The organism is Telluria sp. PB2R4, from assembly GCF_059685695.1.
Window position 1 is genome coordinate 26,663 of record NZ_JCASIC010000007.1, and the last position, 21,734, is coordinate 48,396.

Sequence of the window (21,734 nt, forward strand, 5' to 3'; positions counted from 1 at the left end):
CACACGGCCGGGCACAGGGAGAGTTCGATGAAGGGATACACGCCAGGCTTGTTCGACCGGCTGCTGGGTGTGCCGGGCCGCACGACGGGCCATGCTGCCGGCAGAAGCGCCAGCAACTGCATGGCGCAGCGGATGACGATGGAAGAACTGAAGGACACCGTGGCGCGCGATCTCGAAGCCCTGCTCAACACGCGCTCCTGCATTCCAGAAGATTCGCTCAAGGACTACCCGGAGTGCAGCCGCTCGATGGTCACCTACGGCCTGGGCGATTTCGCCGACCTCTGCCTCTCGAGTCCGAGCGACCGCGCCGCCATCTGCGCCAGCATCGAACAGACCATCGGCTGCCACGAGCCGCGCCTGCGCAAGGTGCGCGCCCGGCTGGACATGGGGGGCGAGTCGGTGAACCGCCTGAATTTCTCGATCACGGCCGTGCTGGTGGCCAGCGTGTCGCAGGAGCCGGTCAATTTCGACGCCGTCCTGACGCCGTCGACCCTGCAGTACAGCATCAGCAAGGCCGGCAAGGCCGCGCGCGCGGCGCCGATGGGAGTGTGAGATGGAACAGATGCTGCCCTACTACGAAAGCGAGCTTGGCTACCTGCGCCGCGACCTGCGCGAGTTCGCCGAACGCTATCCACGCATCGCCGGACGCCTCCTGATCAGCGGCGAGGTCTGCGAAGACCCGCACACCGAGCGCATGATCGAATCCTTCGCACTGCTCAACGCGCGCATTGCCAAGCGTCTCGACGACGACTACCCCGAGTTCACCGAAGCGCTGTTCGAGGTGCTGTATCCGCACTACCTGCGTCCCTTTCCCTCGTGCTCGATCGCGCGCATGGACTTCGGCGGCGCGGCCAAGCAGCCGGGTGTCAGCGTGATCGCGCGCGGCACCCAGCTCAATACGCGCGCCGTGCGCGGCGGGGCCTGCACCTTCCGCACGGTCTACCCGGTCACGGTGGCGCCGCTGGCAATCAGCCGCGCGGCCTTTTCCGCCGTGATCGACGCGCCCGACGCGGTGCGCATGCCGGGCACGGCCTCGTCCAGCATCAGCCTCACGCTGTCGTGCAGCGGCGAGCAGGGCACAATCACCCAACTCGCCCAGCTCGACCTGCCAATGCTGCGTGTCTTCATCGACGGCGAACCCTCGTTCTGCGCCGCCCTGCGCGACGCCCTCTTCATGCGCAGCGTCGCCGCGTATGTCGAGGCCGGCGACAGCGGCCGCTGGACCCAGCTTCCCGCGATCCCCGTGCTGCCGGCCGGCTTCGACGAAGACGAAGCGCTGATCGACTTCCCGGCCCGCTCGCACGCCGCCTACCGCCTGCTGACCGAGTACTTCTGCTTCCCCGAGAAATTCAACTTCTTCGACATCGACCTGCGCGCGCTGGCCGCCCATGCGCCCCGTGGTGCGCGCACCCTGACCCTGCACCTGGCGCTGTCCGGGCTGCGCGCCGACTCGAACCTGGCACGCATGCTCGGCACCCTGTCCACCAACAACGTGCTGCTGGGCTGTACGCCGGTGATCAACCTGTTCCACCGGCGCGGCGAACCGATCCGCGTCACGCACCTCAGTAGCAGCTATCCGGTGCTGGCCGATGCACGCCGCGCCTTCGCCTACGAGATCTACGCGATCGAATCCCTGAACCTGGTCCGCCAGACGCCGCAGGGCGAGACGCTGGTGCAGTTCCGGCCCTTCTATGCGCTGAAGCACGCGCAAACACCGGAAGACGCCGGCCACTACTACGCGGTGCGGCGCGATGCCGCCGTGGCGGAGAAGAGCCCCGGTTTCGAGACCCAGGTATCGATCGTCGACATCGACTTCGACCCGGCCGAAGTGGAGACCGACACCCTCAACATCGAGCTCACCTGCACCAACCGCGACCTGCCATCCACCCTGAGTTATGGCCAGCCGGGCGGCGACCTGTCCCTCGAAGGCGGCTCGAGCTTGCGCATGATTTCCTTCCTGCGCAAGCCTACTGCCTCGTATCGTTTTGCCAGCGGACGCGGGGCCCACTGGCGCCTGATCTCGCACCTGGCGCTGAACCACCTGTCGCTGGCCGATGGCGGCGTCGACGCCTTTCGCGAGATGCTGTCGCTGTACGACCTGCCGCGTTCCGCGTCCTCGCAGCGCCAGATCGGCGGCATCAGGGCGATCGCCCAGCGTGCCACTACCGCGTGGCTGTCCGGGAATCCGTTCACCTGCCTGGTGCGCGGTGTCGAGGTACGCCTGAGCATCGACGAAGAAGCTTTCGTGGGTAGCGGCATCCATGCGTTTGCCCAGGTCGTCGAGCGTTTCCTGGCCCTGTACGTGCACGCCAACAGCTTCACCCAGCTGGTGATCGCGTCGAGCAAAACCGGAGAAGACTTATTGACATGCCAGCCCCGCAGCGGCGATTCGAGCCTGCTGTAATCGAGCGCCTGTTCCGCGAGCCCTACCGCTTCGAGTACGTGCAGGCGGTGCGCGTGCTCGAGTTGTGGCTGCGCCGCCGCGGCAAGCCCGCGCGCGGGCTCGTCACCCGGTACCTGCGCTTCCAGAACTCGGTCTCGCTCGGCTTCCCGGCCAGCCAGCTCGAAGCGGTGCAGGCCGAGCCGCGCGACATCGCCACGCAGCCGGCGGCGCTGGCCGCGGCGCTGGACGAAGGCACACTGCGCCTGGTGCGCCTGACGCCCTCGTTCATGGGCCTGCTGGGCGGCCAGGGCGTGCTGCCCCTGCATTACACCGAACGCATCGCCGAGCACCAGTACCAGGAAAAAGGCGAGCCTGAAGCCGAAGGCGCACGTGCGTTCCTGGACAGCTTTTCGAACCGTACGCTGGCGCTGTTCTATGAAGCCTGGCGCAAGTACCGCCTGGCCCAGCAATACCAGCTCGACGGCCACGACGCCTTCCTGCCCCTGCTCCTGAGCCTGGCCGGCCTGGGCAACGGCACGTTGCGGGGGCGCCTGGCCGGCAGCGAGGATGGCGCGGTGCTGGACGAGTCGATCGCCTACTTTGCCGGGTCGATGCGCCAGCGGCCGGCATCGAGCGTGCAGCTGGCGCGGGTGCTGTCGGAATATTTTGGCCAGCGCATCAATGCCGAGCAGTTCGTCGGCTGCTGGTACGCGGTGCCGCCGGAGCAGCAGACCATCCTCGGCAGCGACAAGGCGGTGCTCGGCGCAAGCGCCATCGCCGGCGCGCGCGTCTGGCAGCGCGACCTGCGCCTGCGGCTGGTGGTGGGGCCGCTGGACCGGGCCGGTTTCAACGATTTCCTGCCGGGCGGCCCGGCCGCGCGCGCCGTGCGCAGCATGCTGGCGATGTTCACCGGGCTGTCGCTCGAATACGAAGTGGAGCTGGTGCTGCTTGCGGCCGATGTGCGCAACGTGCGCCTGGAGGGCGATGAGGGCCGGCTGGGCTGGGATGCCTACCTGGTCGAGGGATTGCAGACCGAAGACCGGCGCGACGTGCGCTATGAGCTAAATTTTTAGTGATAGTTAGCAGTAGAAATGTCGCATGAGATGATCTTGAAGCTGGTTGAACGCGTGGGCGGGAGACCCGCCCACCCTACGAAAGACGTCCCAGCTCCCGCTCCAGGTCCAACCGCAGCATGGCGGCGGTGGGCGTGAGCCCGCGGTCGCCCGGCGTGTAGAAAATGCCGGGCAAGACACCGTCTTCTTCCAGCTGGGGCAGCAGGTCGCTCATCAGCTCGTCCAGCGGAAAGGCGTGCGGCTCGTAACCGTCCCATTCGTATTCCGCGCACAGGTCGGCGAATTCGCTGGCAGGCCACATGGCGAATACCAGGGTGCCGTCGTCGGTCTTGGCCAGCGCCCAGCCGTCGCGGTACAGCCCCCAGACCTCGTTGGTTTCCGCCACCTGCTGCACGAAGCGCGCGTAGCGCTGCCGGGTGGGCAGGGTGACCACGTCCGCCAGCTGCTGCGCGCCGAGCTTGATTGCTGAAAGTGTCTGCTCGCTCAAGGTATCACCGCCAGAAAATGTCCGTCCTGGCGAGGATACGCCGGATCGGGAATCGGCGGCGCAGGGATAAGATGGCGTCTTGTCCACAAGAATTGCGACCTCAATGTCCCTTGACCTGTTGCCCTTCAGCCGCATGGCCGGCCTGTTCTTCGTCACCGCCATTGCCGAGCTGCTCGGCTGCTACCTGCCGCTGCTGTGGCTGACCGGGAAGGGATCCGCCTGGCTGCTGCTGCCGGCGGCGCTCAGCCTGGCGGCCTTCGTCTGGCTCCTGACCCTGCACCCGGCCGCCAGCGGCCGTGTCTATGCCAGCTACGGCGCGGTGTACATCGCCACCGCGCTGGCCTGGCTGTGGGTAGTGGACGGCATCAAGCCGGTGTGGAGCGACTACGCCGGCGTGGCGCTGGCGCTGCTGGGGGCGGCTTTCATCGCATTTGGCCAGCGCCAGGCTTGAAGGCTTACGCTGCCAGCTTCGCCAGCAGCTCCTGTACCACGTCCAGCTGCACCGGTTTGGTCAGGTGCTGGTCGAAGCCGGCCTCGTTCGACTTGCGGCGGTCGCTCTCCGCGCCCCAGCCGGTCAGCGCCACCAGGGTGATGTCTTCCAGACCCGCGATCCGGCGTATCGCGCGCGCGGTATCGTAGCCGTCCATGCCGGGCATGCCGATGTCGAGGAAAGCCACCTGCGGCCGGAACGCCTGGGCGACCGCCAATGCTTCCATGCCGCCGTGCGCCACCCGGGTGAGGTAGCCGCAGGCTTCCAGGATCATCGACAGCGTGGTCGCCGCGTCGACGTTGTCGTCCACCACCAGGATCCGCGTTTCCCCTGGCGCCGCGTCGGCGGCGTCCGGGGCGGACGGCGCGGGCGCATCGCGGGCGCCGGCGGCCAGCGGCAGGCGCACGGTGAACACGCTGCCGGCGTTCGCTCCGGCGCTCGCGCCCACCACCGACCCGCCATGCATTTCCACCAGGCGGCGCACCAGCGACAGGCCGATGCCCAGCCCACCCTGTGCGCGTTCCAGGTGGTGCCCGACCTGGCTGAACATCTCGAACACCGTGGACAGCGCTTCCTGCGGAATGCCGACGCCGTTGTCCGATACGTCGATCACGGCTTCGGCGCCGTCGATGCGCAGCGACAGGCCGATGCGCCCGCCGCGAGGAGTGTACTTGGCCGCGTTGTTGAGCAGGTTGGCCACCACCTGGGCGATGCGGGTGACGTCGACCTCGGCCGGCACCGCGCGCTCGGGCATCTGCACCGACAGCGCGTGCTTCCCGGTCTCGATCAGCGGCAGGCTGGTCTCGACGGCGTTCGACAGCACATTGCGCAGGTCGGCGTGCTCCTTCTTGAGTTCCAGCTTGCCGCCGCTGATGCGGGCGATGTCGAGCAGGTCGTCGATCAGGTGCACCATGTGGCTGACCTGGCGCTCCATCATCTCGCGCACCCGTCCCACCGAGGCGGCGTTGTCGCCCTGCAGGCGCATGACCGACAGGCCGCTGCGGATCGGCGCCAGCGGATTACGCAGCTCGTGCGCCAGCGTGGCCAGGAATTCGGTCTTGCGCTGGTCCGCTTCGGCCAGGTCCCTGGCCAGCTTGACCAGGGTCGCCTCGGACTGCTTGCGCGCCGTGATGTCGCTGAACAGCAGCGCCACCCGGCGGCTAGCCGGCCCGCCGAGGCGGTTGGCATAGACATCGAACCAGCGGCCCATGGCCGGCGCCTCGTTCTCGAAACGCACCGGTTCGCCGGTCCGGGCAACCCGGCCGTAGGTCTCGAACCAGAAGTCGTCGAGGGTCGGGATCATCTCCCTGGCGGTTTTGCCCACCGCGTCGCGCAGTCCGGTGTGGACCTCGAACATGGGGTTCATCTCCAGGAAGCGGTAGTCCACTGGATGGTCCTGCGCGTCGAAGATCATCTCGAAGATGCAGAAGCCCTGGTCGACCGACTCGAACAGGGTGCGGTAGCGCTCCTCGCTGGCGCGCAGCTTCTCGGCCGCGCGCCGGCTTTCGGTGGTATCGACCACGATCGCCACCAGTCCCTGGAACTCGCCGTTCGGGCCGCGCAGCGCGTTGACGCTGCTGGTGGCCGGCAGGATGCTGCCGTCGGGGCGCAGGTACTCCTTGTCGATCACCACGCCCGATTCGCCGGCGCGCAGCAGCTGCACGGCCTCCAGGGTGACCGGTACCGATGCCGGGGCCGTGACGTCGAGGACGCTGGCGCCCAGCAGTTCCGATTCGGTGCGCGCCACCATCTCGCAGTACTTCTGGTTGACCAGGGTGATGCGGCCCTCGGTGTCCATCTGCACCACACCGGTGGCGGCCTGGCGGACGATTTTCTGGAAGCGTTCGCGGCTTTCGTACAGTTCCATTTCCGCCAGCTTGCGGTCGGTGACGTCGATGCCGTGCACCAGGATTCCCTTGATCGGGCCGTCGGGGTCGCGCAGCGGCATGTAGACCTGGTCGACGAAGCGCCGCTCCAGCGGGGCTCCCGGCTGGCGCTGCAGCATCACCGGCACGTCGGTGCCGAACACCGGCTCGCCGCTGCGGTATACCCCGTCCAGCAGTTCGATGAAGCCCTGGCCGGCGATCTCGGGAAGCGCTTCCAGCAAGGGCAAGCCGATCGAGGAGCGGCCGCCGACCAGCTGCAGGTAGCGCTCGTTGACCAGTTCGAACACGTGATCGGGACCGGTGAACACGCACATGAAGGCCGGGGCCTGGCGGAACACGTCTTCCATCAGCTGGTTGGCGGTGCGCAGCTCGCGCATCAGGCGTTCGCGCTCGGCCTCGGCCATGACCTGGTCGGTGATGTCGCGCGAGGCCGCCAGCAGGCCCTTCTCGCCGGCACGGGTGACCGTGACGTCCCACCATTTGAGCGTGCCGGCTGCGGTCGGGCAGGGGGCGCGCAGGCGGGCGATGCCGTCCGTACGCGCCGTCGCCATCGCCGCCTCGATCGCGGCCCGGCTCTCTTCCGGCCATAGCGCGGGCCAGGGCTGGCCAAGCACGGTGTCGATACTGGCGAGTTCCAGGATGCGCATGCCGTTGCCGTTCAGCGCGACGACGCGGCCATCCGAGTCGAGCAATTTGATGCAATCGGGGCTGGCTTCGAAGAGTTGTTGGCCGAGTGAGGCCGGGTTGAACGCCTGGATGGCGTCGCTGCTGTCCTGCATGGGGAAATCCTTGTTAGGTCCGGGCAGTATATCTGTATGCTTTTCTGCGCGTCGCCAAATTCGTCAGTTTGTCACACAACTGTTATGAAAACGTCACAAGGGAGTCATGTTCGCTGCCTACCATGCTCTGACTTTTCCACACAACTAACAGGACCATCCGTGAACAAGCCGACCGACCTCGCCCGCATCCCTGTCGACCATGACGACATCGATACGAACGTTTCGTCGAATGAACACTTCAGCACCGTCCTCGAAGCCCGCCTGAGCCGCCGCAGCCTGCTGCGCGGGGGCGCCGCATCGGCTGCCACCGCCCTGCTGGGCGCCATCGGCCTGAGCGGCTGCGGCGGCTCCGACAACGACGGCGCGACCCTGCCGACCCCGCCGGTGAACACCACCCCGCCGCCGGCGCCGGAAAAGCTGCTCGGCTTTACGGCCGTCTCGAAGAGCCTGGCCGACACGGTAGTCGTCCCCGCCGGCTACACCGCCAGCGTGCTGTACGCCATGGGCGACCCGCTGACCGCCGCCACCCCGGCGTTCAAGAACGACGGCACCGACACCGACCACGAGAACCGCGCCGGCGACCAGCACGACGGCATGGAATTCTTCCCGCTCTCCGCCACCGGCGCCGCATCCACCACGGCGACCGACCGCGGCCTGCTGGCGATGAACCACGAAGCCACCATCGACGAGAAGCTGTCGGCATTCTTCCTGCACCCGAACGGCGGCACCATGTCGCTGCCGCGCCCGGCGGCGGAAGTGGACAAGGAGATGGCGCTGCACGGCCTGTCGGTGGCCGAAGTGCGCCTGAGCGGCGGCAAGTGGGCCTATGTGAAGGACGCGAGCTTCAACCGCCGCGTGCACCAGCAGACCGACATCGAGATCTCCGGCCCGGTGCGCGGCAATGCCCTGGTGGTCACCAAATACTCGACCGGCGGCACGAAGATTCGCGGCACCCTGAACAACTGCGGCACCGGCAAGACCCCGTGGAACACCTACCTGTCGGGCGAAGAGAACTGGGCCGGCTATTTCACCCGCGCAGCAACGGATGATGCCGCGCGCGGCGACAAGAGCGTGGTCGCGCTCAAGCGCTATGGCCGCGACCAGGGCGCCGCGTCGCGCCACGGCTGGGAAACCGGCGGACTCGATGATAAGTACGCACGATGGAACATCAGCAAAAAGGGCGCCTCGATCGACGGCAGCGACGACTACCGCAACGAGATGAACGGCATGGGCTACATCGTCGAGATGGACGCCTACGACAAGACCAGGTCGATCAAGAAGCGCACCGCGCTGGGCCGCTACGCCCACGAGAGCGCCGTGTTCGGCAAGCCGGTTGTCGGCCAGCCGCTGGCGGTGTACATGGGCGACGACTCGCGCAACGAGTACATCTACAAGTTCGTCTCGACCGCCGTCTGGGCTGCCGCCGACGCGACGGCCACGGACCGCATCGCCATCGGCGACAAGTACCTCGACAGCGGCAAGCTGTACGTCGCGAAATTCAATGCCGACGGTTCCGGCCAGTGGATCGAGTTGTCGATCTCGAATCCGGCGATCGCCGCCTATGCCGCCTACAAGTTCGCCGACCAGGCCGACGTGCTGGTCAACGCACGCCTGGCGGGCGACGCCGTGGGCGCGACCAAGATGGACCGTCCGGAATGGTGCTCGGTCCATCCTGGCACCGGCGAAATCTACTTCACGCTGACCAACAACAGCAACCGCCGCGTCGAGCCGAGCGGCGCGAGCCAGGCCGCGCCGGACGCCGCCAACCCGCGCGTCTATACCGACATGAAGGGCAGCACCGCGCAGGCGGGCAACCCGAACGGCCACGTCATCCGCGTCAAGGAAGGCAGCGCGGGTTCGACCTCGAGCAGCTTCACCTGGGACGTCTACCTGTTCGGCGCCGAATCCGGCGCGGATGCCGCCAAGGTCAACCTGTCCGGCCTCAGCGCCGACCAGGACTTCTCGAGCCCGGACGGCCTGGCGTTCAGCGCCTCGACCGGCATCTGCTGGATCCAGACCGACGACGGCGCCTACACCGACGTCACCAACAACATGATGCTGGCCGGCGTGCCGGGCCGCGTGGGCGATGGCAAGAAGCTCACGCTGAACCATCCGCGCGCCAACGGCACCACCCTCAGCGTCGACACCTACGTCGGCGCGGCCGCGACCGCGGACACGCTCAAGCGCTTCCTGGTCGGCCCGGTCGGCTCTGAGATTACCGGCATCGCCGAGACCCCGGACGGCAAGGCGCTGTTCGTGAACATCCAGCACCCGGGTGAAAGCACGGCGGCGGCCAACATCGGCGACCCGAGCAAATACACCAGCCAGTGGCCGTCGAACGCCGGCTACGGCGCCGGTAAGCGCCCACGCTCGGCGACCATCGTGATCACCAAGAACGACGGGGGCAGGATCGGCACCTGAGTAGCACCTGAGTAGCAAGATCTCCATCCTTTGGGGCTGGACGTCCACACGTCCCGCCCCTTTTTTCGTCCATCGCAAGGAGCGTGAGCGCCAGACATGCCAGCATCGGGGATGCGCCAATCAAGACGCAGGAGCTTGCCATGACCGTCACGCTGTCCACCTATCTCCGCATCACGCGCGCCAGTGCGCTGTTCGACATCGTCGTCGTCGGGCCCTTCGCCACGCCCTGGACCTTCTCGCTGCTCTACCCGCAGCTCACCGCGCTGAACATCCGGCTGGGCGGCGCACCGCTGGCGCACTTCGCCCAGATCCACATCCTGATCACCTGCCTGATGGGCAGCCTGGTCCTGCTGTGGTCCGTGCGGCGCCTGCTGGAACCGAGCCTGGCGCTCGGGCGCTACGACGGCGCCGGACGCTTCCTGTTCGCGTCCTGGATGGTGTGGGCGCTGGCCCAGGGCGGTCTGCCGCTGGTGTGGCTGTTCCTGGTGCCGGAACTGCTGTGGGGCGTGGCGCAATTGTGGCCGGTGGGGCCAGCGAAAGCGGCCCGGCGCAGCAACGGGTCCGGCCTGAAACTGGTACGCGCTTCCTGACGCGCTCTCAAGGCAGCAATACCTGGCGCGCCGCCTCCACCAGCGCCGTTCCCATGCGTTCCAGCCGCGGCGGCTGGACGCGCCAGGCGTGCCAGTACAGCGGCACGTCCACGTAGAGCGCGGGCGCCAGGTCCACCAGCCTGCCATCCGCCAGCATCGCGCCGCACTGCTCCATCGGCAGCATGCCGTAGCCCATGCCGATCGCGATCGCCGCGACGTACGGATCGCTGGCCGGCACGTAGTGGAACGGATAGGCCCCTTCCGGCAGGCCGAAGTGCTTCAGCAAGAAGGCCGACTGCAGCGAGTCCTTGCGGTCGAACACCACCACCGGGGCGCGGCGCGCGGTCTCGCGGTTGAAGCCGCCGGCGAACCACGCCTGCGCAAACGCCTCGGAGGCGACCATCCGGTAGCGCATTCGGCCGAGCAGGCTGGCCGTGCAGCCATGCATCGGCGTCGCTTCGCCCGCCACGCAGGCCACGACCCGGCCCTGCGCCAAGAGCGCGAAGGTATGGCCCTGGTTGTCGAGCACGAATTCGACCAGCAAGCCCTCTTTGGCGAGGATCGGCGCCAGCACCGGCAGCAGCCAGGTGGCGAGGGTGTCGTTGTTCACCGCGATCTCGATGCGGCCCAGGCCCTCGTCCATGCCCATCTCCGCCAGGAATTCGGCTTCCAGCAGGGTGGAGCGGCGCAGGTACTGCAGCAGGCGCGTGCCCGGCCCGGTCGGGCGGCAGGGTCGGCTGCGCACCAGCAGCGGCGTGCCGAAATCCTGCTCCAGCGCCGAGATGCGCTGCGAAACGGCCGAGGGACTGAGCGACAGCTGCGCGGCTGCGCCTTCCAGGCTTCCGGTGTCGACGGCGGCAATGAAGGCCGCGCTGCGGCGAGGATCGATCTGCATAGATTCAGTTTTGCTTAACCAAGTTTAGAAATGATGAATATATTTGAATTTAGCTGCCGCGTAGGCAAACATGGGCGCTTTCTTGGAGGCGCATCATGTTTTCGCAACAGGTTTTCTTGCAGGGATTGGGGCTCGGCGCCAGCCTGATCATGGCCATCGGCGCCCAGAATGCGCACGTGATCCGCACCGCCGTGCGCGGCCGGCACGTCGCAGCGACGGTGGCCACCTGCATCGTGGTCGACGTGCTGCTGATCGGGCTCGGCGTCGCGGGCCTGGGCGCGCTGGTGGAGGCTTCTCCCACCCTGATGGCGGTGGCGCGCTATGGCGGCGCCGCCTTCCTCGTCTGGTATGGCTGGCGTTGCTGGAAGAGCAGCCTGCGGGGCGGCGCGTCACTCGCTGTGTCGCAAGAGGCAAGGAACCTGAGCATGGGCCGGGCCCTGGCCACCGTACTGGCGCTGTCGCTGCTCAACCCGCACGTCTACCTCGACACCGTGGTGCTGCTCGGCGCGGTCGGCAGCAGCCTGGCCGGCGACGCGCGTCCCTCGTTCGCGCTGGGGGCGATGACGGCCTCGGTGCTGTGGTTTACCGCACTCGGCCTGGGCGCGCAGCGCTTCGCTTCCGTGCTGGGCCGCCCGTCGGTATGGCGCGCGATCGAAGCCTTCACGGGCTCGCTGATGCTGGTGCTGGCCTGGCTGCTGCTGCACGGAGCATGAGAAGGCTCGCTATACTCGTGTTTCGACCCTGACCACGGAGCCGCACCATGAGCCACGACCTGCTGTCGCTGCTGGACATCCGCTATCCCATCATCCAGGCCCCGATGGCGGGCATCTCGACCCCGGCCCTGGCCGCCGCCGTCTCGGAAGCGGGCGGGCTTGGCTCGATCGCCGTCGGCACCTCCACCGTGGAGGGCGCGCGCGCCGCCATCGCGGCAGTGCGCGAGAAAACCGGCCGCCCGTTCAACGTCAATGTGTTTACCCATGCGCCGGCGCAGGCCGACCCGGCGCGCGAAGCTGCCTGGCTCGATTGGCTGCGTCCGCACTTCGAACGCTTCGGCGCGGCACCGCCCACCAGGCTGGGCGAGATCTACCGCAGCTTCCTGTCCGACGAAGCGATGTTCGCGCTGCTGCTGGAAGAGCGCCCTGCCGTGGTCAGCTTCCATTTCGGCCTGCCGCCGCAGGCGAAAATCGATGCGCTGAAGGCGGCCGGCATCGTCCTGTTCACCACCGCGACCTCACTCGACGAAGCGCTGCGCATCGAGGCGGCCGGCATCGACGTGATCGTCGCCCAGGGCATCGAGGCGGGCGGGCACCGCGGCATGTTCGATCCATCCGCGCCAGATGCGGCGCTGCCTGCCCTCGAGCTGTTGCAGCAGCTGCATGGCAAAGTATCGCTGCCGCTGGTCGCCGCCGGCGGCATCATGAGCGGTGCGCACATCCGCACCGCGCTCCACCATGGCGCCAGCGCGGTCCAGATGGGCAGCGCCTTCATCGCCTGCCCGGAATCCTCGGCGCCGCCGCACCACCGCGCACTGATCGCGCAAGGGAGCGGGCAGACCGCACTCACGGCCGTGATCTCCGGGCGGCCGGCGCGCGGCATCGTCAACCGGCTGTTCCTCGAGGTCGGCGCAGACGGCCATCCGCCGCTGCCCGATTACCCCATCACCTACGACGCCGCCAAGGCCCTGCATGCGGCCGCATCGGGCAAGGGCAGCCAGGACTATTCCGTCAACTGGGGCGGGACCAACTTCGCCCAGGCGCGCGCCGTGCCGGCGGGCGAACTGGTGGCCGCCCTGGTGGCGGAAATGAACCAGGCCGCTTAAACCGCGCGTGCCAAGGGGCGGCAACGCTCCTCCACCAGCGCATGCAGCAGCTTCACCGCGGGCGAGAACTGCCGCCGGTGCGGGCACACCAGGTTCAGCGGCGTCGGCTCGCCGGGCACGTCCGGCAGCAGCACTTCCAGCCGTCCCTGCGCCACGTCGGCACTGACGTCGAGCCAGGATTTATAGGCGATGCCTTCGCCGGCCAGCGCCCAGCGCCGCACCACTTCGGCATCGTCGCTCACCAGCCGCCCCGCCACCTGCACCAGCCGCGCGCCCGCAGGCAGTGGGAAGGACCAGCGGTCGTAGGCGCGGCCGCGCAGCCGGTATTGCAGGCAGTTGTGGTGGACGAGGTCGTCGAGCGTGGCCGGGCGCCCGTGCGCGGCGATGTAGCCGGGCGAGGCCACCAGCACCCGGCGGTTGCCCGGCGCGACCGGCAGGGCGACGTAGCTGGCATCAATGATCTGCCCGTAGCGCAGGGCAATGTCGACCGGATCGCGGAACACGTCCGCCACCTGGTCCGACACCAGCAGCTGGATGTCGAGCCCGGGGTGATCGCGGCGAAATTCCGAGATCCACGGCAGCAGCAGGTTGCGCCCGAAGTCGGAGGGCGCCGCAATCTGCAGGGTGCCGGTGAGAATATCGGTATCGCCGCGGATGCCGTCGATCCCGTCACGCAGGGCCTGCAGCGCATCCTGCGCAAACGGCAGGTAGCGCTTGCCTTCCTCGGTCAGGCGCAGGCTGCGGGTCGAGCGCGCGAACAGGCGCAGGTCGAGCTCGCGCTCGAGGCGGCCGATCGCCGCGCTGGCCTGCCCGGGCAGCAGGTTGACCTCGCGCGCAGCCTTCGAAAAGCTCCCCAGGGCGGCACTGCGGACGAACAGCGCCAGGTCGTCCAACCTGATCATTTTCTCTCCAGCTGTGAAAGTGAAATCGCACCCACCGGGTTTTTCCCCGCGGCTTCGCTACATAGAATGGTCATCGCATCGAAAACTTACCGGAGATTCAACATGAAAGCAGTAGTGTATACCCAGCATGGCCTGCCGATCAGCGACCCCCAGTCGCTGCACGAGATCGAATTGCCGATGCCGCTGGCCGGCCCGCACGACCTGCTGGTGGAAGTGCGCGCGGTCTCGGTCAATCCGGTCGACACCAAGATCCGCCTTGGCGCCTCGGTCACTGAGCCGCGCGTGCTGGGCTGGGACGCGAGCGGCATCGTGCGCGCGGTCGGCAGCAGCGTCACGCTGTTCAAGGAAGGCGACGAAGTGTTCTACGCCGGTTCGCTGCTGCGCCCGGGCTCGAACAGCCAGTTCCAGGCGGTGGACGAGCGCATCGTCGGCCGCAAGCCGGCCACGCTCGACTTCGCCCAGGCGGCCGCCCTGCCCCTGACCTCGATCACGGCATGGGAACTGCTGTTCGACCGGCTCCGCATCGCCGAGGGGGGCGGCGCCGGAAAGTCGCTGCTGGTGATCGGCGCGGCCGGCGGGGTGGGATCGATCCTGGTGCAGCTGGCGCGCAAGCTCACCGGACTCACCGTGATCGGCACCGCGTCGCGCGAGGAAACCCGCAACTGGGTGCGCGAACTCGGCGCCCACCACGTCATCGACCACACCCGCTCCCTGCGCGAAGAGCTGGAAGCGATTAACATTCCGGCGGTGGACATCGTCATCAGCCTGACCCACACCGACAAGCACTACCCCGCCATCGTCGAGGTGCTGGCGCCGCAAGGCCAGTTCGCGCTGATCGACGACCCGGCCGTGCTGGACGCCGTGCCGCTCAAGCGCAAGTCGATCTCGCTGCACTGGGAGCTGATGTTCACGCGCTCGATGTTCGAGACGAACGACATGATCAAGCAGCACAAGCTCCTGAACCTCGTCGCGCAGATGGTCGACGACGGCAGCCTGCGCACCACGCTGGGGGAACATTTCGGAATCATCTCGGCCGAGAACCTGCGCCGTGCCCACGCCCTGATCGAGAGCGGCCGCGCGGTCGGCAAGATCGTGCTCGAAAACTTTTAAGTCAGACAAGGAAACAGACTAGATGGATATTCTCGCAACAGCCCGCAAGCGCCACACCACCAAGGCCTACGACAGCGAACGCCGCATCCCCGACGAACTCATGCAGCAGGTGATCGAGCTGCTGCGCCACAGCCCCTCGTCGGTGAATTCGCAGCCCTGGCACTTCATCGTCGCCAGTACGCCGGAAGGCAAGGCGCGCGTGGCCAAGGCGGCGCAGGGCGGTTACTCCTATAACGCCTCGAAGATCCTGGATGCCTCGCACGTGATCGTGTTCTGCTCGCGCATCGACATGGACGACGCGCACCTGGAGCGCCTGCTGGCGCAGGAAGCACGCGACGGGCGATTCCGCGACGATGCCGCGCGCGCGGGCCAGGATGCCGGCCGGCGCGGCTATGTGCGCACGCACCGCTACACCACGCGCGACATGCCGCAATGGCTGGAAAAGCAGGTGTATCTGGCGCTGGGCACCGCCCTGCTGGGCGCGGCCTCGCTCGGCATCGACGCCACCCCGATGGAAGGCTTCGACCAGAAAATCCTGGACGAGGAATTCGGCCTGCACGCGCAAGGCCTGGCCAGCGTGGTGCTGGCCAGCTTCGGCTACCGCTCGGACGCGGACTTCAATGCCGGCTTGCCGAAGTCGCGGCTGGCGGAAGAGCTGACCTTCACTTTCGTCTGATTGCTGCCGTCATTGCCGGCCGCCGTCGCCGCATAGTGGCGGTCGCTGGCGTGCGCCGGCGGAACCGGGCAGTGCTGCATCTCCATTACCATCCGCTTGTAGTCGTCCAGTGGCGGCAGATTGAGCTGGGCGCGGCGCGCTTCCACCTGCGCGCGGTCGTCCATGGGGGCGAATTCGAGGGCGCAGTGGTCCTTCCCGCTCGTCGACAGCTGGGTTCCGTAGCGCTGCGGGCGGTTCTCCGCCACCGCCACGCGGTCGTACAGGTAGGCGAAGGGGCGGTTGATACCCTCGCCGCTTGCCGCAGCAGCCTCCTCGATCAGTGCCAGCGCCTGATTTTGGAACGCGACGTCGTGATCCGCATGCTGGGTCAGCAGCCATGCGTGGCCGGGCGCCTGCTCGCCGTGGGCGGCCTTCGATGGCCAGCCACATCGCGCGATCAGGGCTTTCAAGCGTTCCGTGTTGGTCCGGTCGACCAGCACGATGTGACCGGCCAGCTTCTGCTGCTCCTTGCTCTGAGGGGCGAGAAAGTCGACGCGCTTGCGCAGGGCCTGGTCCGCCGTGGTCATGACTTCCAGCGCGGCGGCATAGTCGCTGCACGGTTCGGCGGCTGTGGCCATGGCGGGCAGGGCCAGGCCGGCTGCCATCAGCAAGGTGGGCAGGTAAGGACGCAGCATCTGGTCTCCTCAGGTATCCAGCCCAGTGTAGCGCCGGGTTTCGCCCCGGTCCATGCCAGCCGCATGGAAGGCTAGAAAAGGGTCTTTTCCATATACACCGACTCCAGCTGCAGGCCGCTGCGGTGCGGGTAGATCTCGCGGCGCAGCGCCACGTAGCCGGCGCGCTCGTAGACCGGCACGGCATTGAGCGACGACCACAGGAACAGCCGCCGCAGGCCCTGCCGCACCGCCATCGCATCGAGCATCGCCAGCAGGCGCCGGGCGATACCTCGTCTCTGGTGCGCCGGGTCGACGAAGGCGGCATCCAGTTCGCCGGTATGCAGGTTGAGGATGGCGTATCCCAGCACCTGCCCGTCTTCTTCCTCGACAAGCCCGCCGCCCGCTTCCAGCAGCGCCGGCAGCTTGGTCGGTGGCGGCGCGGCGCACCAGGCGTCGATGATGTCGCTTGGATAATGGGCCGCGCAGCCTGCGCGGATCGCGCGGGTGCGCAGGTCCCACAGCACATGAAGGTCGGCCGGTTCGGCCCGGCGCTGGTGCGGCATGCTCATCGGAAGATCGGGGTGATTTGCTCCAGCCGAGCTTATCCCGCAGCCGTGCGCTCGTCCATGCCATCGCGCAGGATAATGCCCGCAGCCCGATCCGAGGAGAAACGCATGCTGCGACGACGCTTCCTGGCAGTGATCGCCCTGCCGGCCAGTACTCCCCTGGCGGCGCCCGAGGCCGGCCTGTGGCAGCGCCTGCAGGGCGGCGGCCATGTGCTGCTGATCCGCCATGCCGCCACCGATCCCGGCATCGGCGACCCGCCCGGCTTTCGGCTGGCCGTATGCAGCACCCAGCGCAACCTGTCCGCGCAGGGAAAACGGGATGCGCGCGCGATCGGCGCCGCCTTCCGCGAGCGCGGTATTCCGCTCGGCCCGGTGCTGTCGAGCCGCTGGTGCCGCTGCCTCGACACCGCCCGCCTCGCCTTCGGCCGCGTGCAGGAGGCGCCGATGCTCGATTCCATGTTCAGGGACAGCGAGGCGGCCGGACGCGCCAAGGTGGTCGACGTGCTGGCCAGGGTCGGCGCATACAGGGACAAGCCGAATCTGGTGCTGGTCACGCACGACGTCAACATCCGCGCGCTGGTCAACGAATATGTGTCACAGGGCGAGATCGTGGTCGCACGGCCGGGATTGAACAGGCTGGAAGTCGTCGGACGGCTGCGTGCACAAGATTTGGGCATACAATGAGTTGCCTTTTCTTCGACAGGAGATTGTCATGAAACGCTGGTTCCTATTGGCCGCCCTGGTGGCCACCACTGCTTCGGCCCACCACGGCTGGAGCGAATACGACGCCGACAAGCCGCTGACCCTGTCCGGCACCATCGCGGAGTCGGGTTACATGCAGCCGCACGGCTTCGTGCGCCTGAAGACGGCCGACAAGACCTGGCTGGTGGTGCTGGCGCCGCCGGGGCGTATGGAAAACCGCGGCCTGCCGAAGGCGAACCTGGCGGTGGGCGGCCAGGCCACGGTGGTCGGTTATCCACATCGCAGCAATGGGGCCGAGCTGCGCGCCGAACGCATCACCATCAAGGACAAGACCACGGAGCTGCGCTGATGCCAATAAAGGATGCGGCGCAGTTCGCCGCGTCCCTGCCCCTGGCGCAGGCCCTGCGCGAGGGTGCCTGGCTGTATCCGGTCGTCGAGACGCTCCACATCATCGGTTTCGCCGTGCTGGTGGGCGCGGTGGTCATGTTCGACCTGCGCGTGCTCGGCTTCGGCCGCCAGTTGCCGGTGCGGGCACTGGCGCGCCACCTGCTGCCCTGGTCGGCCGGCAGCATGCTGCTGGTCGTTCCGACGGGCCTGCTGTTGTTCGTGACCGATCCACTGGCGCTGCTGGCCAACCGCGTGTTCCTGCTCAAGCTCGGCCTGATCGCCGTGGCCGGCCTGAATGCGCTCGCTTTCCATGCCGGGCCCTACCGCCAGGCGGATGTGTGGAAGGAGCGCGCGCCGCCCCGGGCGATCCTGCACGCCCTGCTCTCGCTCGGCCTGTGGATCGCCGTGATCGCGTGTGGCCGCCTGCTGGCCTATTTTTGACAGTTGCACTATGCTGGACGGACCATGTGCGTCAACTACCATACCCCCACCCGCGAGCAGTTCGGCACCCTTGGCGCCTTCAGCGAACTGCCGGCCGACTGGCGCTGGCCCGACGAAGTCTGGAAGGACTACAGCGCGCCGATCATCCGCCGTGGCCTGGATGGCAGGCCTCAAGCCTGCCTGGCCAGCTACGGCATGGTGCCGCGCCGTCATATCCCGCCCGGCGTCAAGCCCTTCGACACCATGAATGCGCGCGCCGAATCGCTGGGCGAGCGGCGCTCGTTCGCACCGAGCTGGCGCCGCCTGCAGCTGTGCGCGGTGCCGATGACCTGGTTCTACGAGCCCTGCTACGAAAGCGGCCGCGCGCTGCGCCACGCGATCGGGATGGAGGACGACAGTCCTTTCATGGTGGCCGGCCTGTGGCGCGAGTGGACCGAGGCCGACGGCCGGGTCGAGTCCGCGTTCACGCAAATCACGATCAATGCCGACGACCACCCGCTGATGTCGCGCATGCACAAGCCGGACGACGAAAAGCGTTCGCTGGTGGTGATCGCGCCGGATGAACTCGAGGACTGGCTGGCCTGCCGCGACGTGGAGACAGCGCGCACTTTTCTCCGCCACTATCCGGCGGCGCGCATGAAGACCTGGGCGGCGCCGCAGACGGTGAAGAAGAGCGTGGAGCCGTCGCCGAATTTATCCTTGTTCTAGTAGGGTGGGCAGGTCCCCTGCCCACGCGTTCAACCAACAGTTGAATAAGCCCGCAGGCGACATCACCATGATTTGAACGCGTGGGCGGGAAACCCGCCCACCCTACAAAACCGCTTGTGCTACAGTTCTCAGCACCATGCTCAAACCATTCGTCACTTTCGCCCTCGCGGCGTCGTTTGCCGGCGCAGCCCAGGCAGCCGTCCCGACCTACGGCTTCGTCGTCAAGAATACCTACCCGCACGACCCGAAGGCGTTCACGCAGGGCCTGTTCTTCCGCGACGGCCACCTGTACGAAACCACGGGCCGCAACGGCACGTCTTCGCTGCGCAAGGTGGACGTCAAGAGCGGCAAGGTGCTGCAGAAGGCCGACATGCCGCCCGAGGTGTTCGGCGAAGGGTCGACCGCGGTCGGAAACGACATCGTCGCCCTCACCTGGACCTCGCAGGTCGGCTACGTGTTCGACATGAAGACCTTCAAGCTGAAGCAGACCTTCAAGTACGTCGGCGAAGGCTGGGGCCTGGCCAGCGACGCAAAATTGGTTTACATGAGCGACGGCAGCTCCTTCATCCGCGTCCTCGAACCGAAGACCATGAAGGAAGTGCGCCGCATCCAGGTGACCCACCAGGGCAATCCGATCGCCCAGCTGAACGAACTCGAGATGGTCGAGGGCGAGCTGTTCTCGAACGTCTGGGGCACCGACATGATCCTGCGCATCGATCCCGCCACCGGCACGGTGAAAGGCGTGATCAACCTGGAGGGCCTGCTGCCGCGCGCCCAGCGCGGCACCCCCGACCCGGACGCGGTCCTGAACGGCATCGCCTGGGACAGCAAGGGCAAGCGCCTGTTCGTCACCGGCAAGCTGTGGCCCAAGGTGTACGAGATCGAACTGGTGCCCAAGCGCTGATCGCCTAACTGGTGACGTCGATGACGACCTTGCCGAAATGCGAGCCTGATTCCATGTAACGGTAGGCGTCCCGGGCCTGGGCGAACGGGAACACGCGGTCGATCACCGGCTTCAGGCAGACCGTATCGGCAAAGCGCATCACGTCTTCCAGCATGGTGCGGCTGCCGACATAGATACCGACCATGCGCTTGGCGGTGGCCAGCAGCGAGGCCGGGTTCACTTCGCCGCCGAAGCCGCTGACGCCGCCGATGATGGCCACCGTGCCGCCCATCGCGGCCGCCGACACCGAGCGGTTGACCGTGCCCTTTCCGCCGACTTCCAGCACCACGTTCGCGCCCCGGCCATGGGTCACCGCCAGCACTTCCTCGTGCCATTCCGGAATGCTTCCGTAGTTGATGGTGTGGTGCGCACCGAGCTCGCGGGCGCGCTGCAGCTTCTCGTCGCTCGACGAGGTGATGATGGTGCGCAGCCCGGCCGCCCTGGCCAGCTGCATGCCCAGCACAGAGACGCCGCCGGTGCCGAGCAGCAGCACGGTGTCGCCCGGCTTGACGTGGTGGCTGGATACGAAGATCGCATTCCAGGCGGTGACGCCCGCGCAGGGCATGGTGGAGGCCTCGACGAAGCTGAGGGACGCCGGGATCTTCGCCAGCGCGTCCTCGTGCAGCACCACTTCCTCGGCCAGCATGCCGTCGATGTCGCCGCCCAGCGCGTGGCGGATCTTTTCCGGCGAGGTCATGCCGTCCTGCCAGTAGGGAAAGAAGGCCCCCGCCACCCGGTCGCCGACCTGCACCCGCGTGACCCCGGGGCCGATTTCCAGCACCTCGCCGGCGCCGTCCGAGCAGGGGATGATGGGATCGTCCACGGTGACCAGGTAGTTGCCGCTGGCGACCATCAGGTCGCGGTAGTTGAGCGACACCGCGTGCACGCGGATGCGCACTTCGCCGTGGCCAGGGCTGCGGTCGGGGTAGTCGATGCACTGCAGCCCGTCGATGTTCGCGCCGGGAAGGATCTGGTAGGCCTTCATGGAGTTCTCCTCAAAGATAAAAGATGATATCGGCAGCCACACCACGGGCAGCCGGCAGGCGCCAGCCGGCACGTACAGCGCAATCGACCAGGTCTGGCCAACCAACTCGCGTAATAGCCGCCCGTGTTGATCACCGCATCGACGTCCTTCAAGCGCGCCAGCCAGACGGATTTATCGGTATCTTGGGCGAAGTCGGAATGGATGCAGGCGAGGCGCGGTTCGGTACTGGTCCTGGGCCGGCGCAGCGTGCAGACGACGTGGTGGCCGTCGGCCAGCAATGCCTGTAGCAGGTGTCGTCCGATAAAGCCGTTGGCGCCCGTCAGCAATACCCGCATTCATGCACCCTTTTACTTTTCCACGAGGAATCCATGCAAAACTGGACAACGACAATCGAGCGCGGCCTGGTATCCGGCGCGGCTTCCAGCATCCTCTCGACGGTAGCGCTGGCCATCGTCGGCAAGAAGGAAACCGGCAGCGCCCTGGCGCCGACCAACGCCATCAGCCATTACGTGCATGGCGACAAGGCAACCCGCAAGAGCGAGCTTTCCTTGCGCTATACCGTCCCCGGCTATCTGATTCACCATGCCAGTTCCACCTTCTGGTCGATCGTGTTCGAACGGGTTGCCGGCCGCTACCTGGACCGCAAGACGCCGGTGGGCATCCTGACCGCGTCCGCGGCCACCTCGGCGTTTGCCGCGTTCGCCGACTACAAGCTGACGCCAAAGCGCCTCCAGCCGGGCTACGAAAAACACTTGTCGAAGCCGTCGCTGGCGCTGGTCTATGCCAGCCTGGCGCTCGGCCTGGCTGCGGGGGCCGCGCTAAGCCGTAGCAAGTAGTC

The 21,734-nt window shown here is 67.3% G+C and carries 24 protein-coding genes; 16 read left to right on the forward strand and 8 right to left on the reverse strand.

Annotation, left to right across the window (positions count from 1 at the left end):
- The first annotated feature begins 27 nt into the window (after positions 1 to 27).
- From tssE to tssG, 3 genes are read left to right on the forward strand one after another with little or no spacing between them, the layout of a single operon-like run.
- Entirely contained in the window at positions 28 to 552 is a 525-nt protein-coding gene (tssE, locus tag AC56LU_RS13070) for a type VI secretion system baseplate subunit TssE (protein WP_497176040.1), read from the forward strand.
- Position 553: 1 nt separating this feature from the next.
- Complete coding sequence (gene tssF / locus AC56LU_RS13075; RefSeq protein WP_497176041.1) at positions 554 to 2,404, forward strand: type VI secretion system baseplate subunit TssF; 1,851 nt, start codon at positions 554 to 556, stop codon at positions 2,402 to 2,404.
- Positions 2,368 to 3,456, forward strand: a complete 1,089-nt coding sequence (gene tssG / locus AC56LU_RS13080; protein WP_497176042.1) for a type VI secretion system baseplate subunit TssG — start codon at positions 2,368 to 2,370, stop codon at positions 3,454 to 3,456. Before tssF ends, tssG begins: the two co-directional genes overlap by 37 nt.
- Positions 3,457 to 3,532: 76 nt before the next feature.
- Here tssG and AC56LU_RS13085 read toward each other — a convergent pair whose 3' ends face one another.
- A complete protein-coding gene (locus AC56LU_RS13085) occupies positions 3,533 to 3,943 on the reverse strand; it encodes a DUF2750 domain-containing protein (RefSeq protein WP_497176043.1) in 411 nt (136 codons plus the stop codon).
- Between the two features lie 115 nt (positions 3,944 to 4,058).
- Between AC56LU_RS13085 and AC56LU_RS13090 the strand changes: the two genes are divergently transcribed.
- Positions 4,059 to 4,394, forward strand: a complete 336-nt coding sequence (locus AC56LU_RS13090) for a YnfA family protein (protein WP_497176265.1) — start codon at positions 4,059 to 4,061, stop codon at positions 4,392 to 4,394.
- 4 nt (positions 4,395 to 4,398) lie between these two features.
- On the opposite strand, the gene AC56LU_RS13095 is transcribed toward AC56LU_RS13090, so the two are convergent.
- Positions 4,399 to 7,098: a PAS domain-containing hybrid sensor histidine kinase/response regulator gene (locus tag AC56LU_RS13095; RefSeq protein WP_497176044.1), complete on the reverse strand. Its 2,700-nt coding sequence runs from the start codon at positions 7,096 to 7,098 to the stop codon at positions 4,399 to 4,401.
- A 159-nt stretch (positions 7,099 to 7,257) separates the two neighbouring features.
- Between AC56LU_RS13095 and AC56LU_RS13100 the strand changes: the two genes are divergently transcribed.
- Together AC56LU_RS13100 and AC56LU_RS13105 are read left to right on the forward strand one after the other, a co-directional pair.
- A complete protein-coding gene (locus AC56LU_RS13100) occupies positions 7,258 to 9,519 on the forward strand; it encodes a PhoX family protein (RefSeq protein ID WP_497176045.1) in 2,262 nt (753 codons plus the stop codon).
- 140 nt (positions 9,520 to 9,659) lie between these two features.
- Positions 9,660 to 10,109, forward strand: coding sequence for a hypothetical protein (locus AC56LU_RS13105; RefSeq protein WP_497176046.1), 450 nt, complete (start codon positions 9,660 to 9,662; stop codon positions 10,107 to 10,109).
- A gap of 7 nt (positions 10,110 to 10,116) precedes the next feature.
- Here the strand turns inward: AC56LU_RS13105 and AC56LU_RS13110 are convergent, their stop codons facing one another.
- Positions 10,117 to 11,004 carry a LysR family transcriptional regulator ArgP gene (locus tag AC56LU_RS13110; RefSeq protein WP_497176047.1) on the reverse strand — a complete coding sequence of 296 codons (888 nt, stop codon included), beginning with the start codon at positions 11,002 to 11,004 and terminating at the stop codon, positions 10,117 to 10,119.
- Between the two features lie 95 nt (positions 11,005 to 11,099).
- Between AC56LU_RS13110 and AC56LU_RS13115 the strand changes: the two genes are divergently transcribed.
- Entirely contained in the window at positions 11,100 to 11,717 is a 618-nt protein-coding gene (locus tag AC56LU_RS13115) for a LysE/ArgO family amino acid transporter (RefSeq protein ID WP_497176048.1), read from the forward strand.
- Positions 11,718 to 11,764: 47 nt separating this feature from the next.
- Positions 11,765 to 12,823: an NAD(P)H-dependent flavin oxidoreductase gene (locus AC56LU_RS13120; protein WP_497176049.1), complete on the forward strand. Its 1,059-nt coding sequence runs from the start codon at positions 11,765 to 11,767 to the stop codon at positions 12,821 to 12,823.
- Here AC56LU_RS13120 and AC56LU_RS13125 read toward each other — a convergent pair.
- Positions 12,820 to 13,725 carry a LysR family transcriptional regulator gene (locus AC56LU_RS13125; RefSeq protein WP_497176050.1) on the reverse strand — a complete coding sequence of 302 codons (906 nt, stop codon included), beginning with the start codon at positions 13,723 to 13,725 and terminating at the stop codon, positions 12,820 to 12,822. The two genes, AC56LU_RS13120 and AC56LU_RS13125, sit on opposite strands and share 4 nt — an antisense overlap.
- Before the next feature lie 102 nt (positions 13,726 to 13,827).
- Here AC56LU_RS13125 and AC56LU_RS13130 point away from each other — a divergent pair, with 102 nt between their 5' ends.
- Both AC56LU_RS13130 and nfsB read left to right on the forward strand, forming a co-directional pair.
- Entirely contained in the window at positions 13,828 to 14,835 is a 1,008-nt protein-coding gene (locus AC56LU_RS13130) for a zinc-binding alcohol dehydrogenase family protein (RefSeq protein WP_497176051.1), read from the forward strand.
- A 22-nt stretch (positions 14,836 to 14,857) separates the two neighbouring features.
- On the forward strand, positions 14,858 to 15,511 hold the full coding sequence (nfsB, locus tag AC56LU_RS13135) for an oxygen-insensitive NAD(P)H nitroreductase (protein ID WP_497176052.1): 654 nt from the start codon (positions 14,858 to 14,860) through the stop codon (positions 15,509 to 15,511).
- Here the strand turns inward: nfsB and AC56LU_RS13140 are convergent.
- Both AC56LU_RS13140 and AC56LU_RS13145 read right to left on the reverse strand, forming a co-directional pair.
- Positions 15,433 to 16,185, reverse strand: a complete 753-nt coding sequence (locus AC56LU_RS13140) for a DUF6624 domain-containing protein (protein ID WP_497176053.1) — start codon at positions 16,183 to 16,185, stop codon at positions 15,433 to 15,435. The two genes, nfsB and AC56LU_RS13140, sit on opposite strands and share 79 nt — an antisense overlap.
- A gap of 71 nt (positions 16,186 to 16,256) precedes the next feature.
- Positions 16,257 to 16,733 carry a GNAT family N-acetyltransferase gene (locus AC56LU_RS13145; protein ID WP_497176054.1) on the reverse strand — a complete coding sequence of 159 codons (477 nt, stop codon included), beginning with the start codon at positions 16,731 to 16,733 and terminating at the stop codon, positions 16,257 to 16,259.
- A 105-nt stretch (positions 16,734 to 16,838) separates the two neighbouring features.
- On the opposite strand from AC56LU_RS13145, the gene AC56LU_RS13150 reads away from it, so the two are divergent.
- From AC56LU_RS13150 to AC56LU_RS13170, 5 genes are all read left to right on the forward strand, one after another.
- Complete coding sequence (locus AC56LU_RS13150) at positions 16,839 to 17,414, forward strand: histidine phosphatase family protein (RefSeq protein WP_497176055.1); 576 nt, start codon at positions 16,839 to 16,841, stop codon at positions 17,412 to 17,414.
- 28 nt (positions 17,415 to 17,442) lie between these two features.
- Positions 17,443 to 17,781, forward strand: coding sequence for a DUF6152 family protein (locus AC56LU_RS13155; protein ID WP_497176056.1), 339 nt, complete (start codon positions 17,443 to 17,445; stop codon positions 17,779 to 17,781).
- Positions 17,781 to 18,260 (forward strand): DUF6644 family protein, encoded by a 480-nt coding sequence (locus AC56LU_RS13160; protein ID WP_497176057.1) that lies wholly within the window; start codon positions 17,781 to 17,783, stop codon positions 18,258 to 18,260. Before AC56LU_RS13155 ends, AC56LU_RS13160 begins: the two co-directional genes overlap by 1 nt.
- 24 nt (positions 18,261 to 18,284) lie before the next feature.
- A complete protein-coding gene (locus tag AC56LU_RS13165; protein WP_497176058.1) occupies positions 18,285 to 18,968 on the forward strand; it encodes an SOS response-associated peptidase in 684 nt (227 codons plus the stop codon).
- A 136-nt stretch (positions 18,969 to 19,104) separates the two neighbouring features.
- On the forward strand, positions 19,105 to 19,872 hold the full coding sequence (locus tag AC56LU_RS13170; RefSeq protein ID WP_497176059.1) for a glutaminyl-peptide cyclotransferase: 768 nt from the start codon (positions 19,105 to 19,107) through the stop codon (positions 19,870 to 19,872).
- 4 nt (positions 19,873 to 19,876) lie between these two features.
- Here AC56LU_RS13170 and AC56LU_RS13175 read toward each other — a convergent pair whose 3' ends face one another.
- Together AC56LU_RS13175 and AC56LU_RS13180 are read right to left on the reverse strand one after the other, a co-directional pair.
- Entirely contained in the window at positions 19,877 to 20,896 is a 1,020-nt protein-coding gene (locus AC56LU_RS13175; RefSeq protein WP_497176060.1) for a zinc-dependent alcohol dehydrogenase family protein, read from the reverse strand.
- Positions 20,893 to 21,231, reverse strand: a complete 339-nt coding sequence (locus AC56LU_RS13180) for an NAD-dependent epimerase/dehydratase family protein (protein ID WP_497176061.1) — start codon at positions 21,229 to 21,231, stop codon at positions 20,893 to 20,895. The genes AC56LU_RS13175 and AC56LU_RS13180 overlap by 4 nt, the downstream gene beginning before the upstream one ends.
- A 33-nt stretch (positions 21,232 to 21,264) precedes the next feature.
- On the opposite strand from AC56LU_RS13180, the gene AC56LU_RS13185 reads away from it, so the two are divergent.
- Positions 21,265 to 21,732: a hypothetical protein gene (locus AC56LU_RS13185; protein ID WP_497176062.1), complete on the forward strand. Its 468-nt coding sequence runs from the start codon at positions 21,265 to 21,267 to the stop codon at positions 21,730 to 21,732.
- The last annotated feature ends 2 nt before the right edge of the window (positions 21,733 to 21,734 follow it).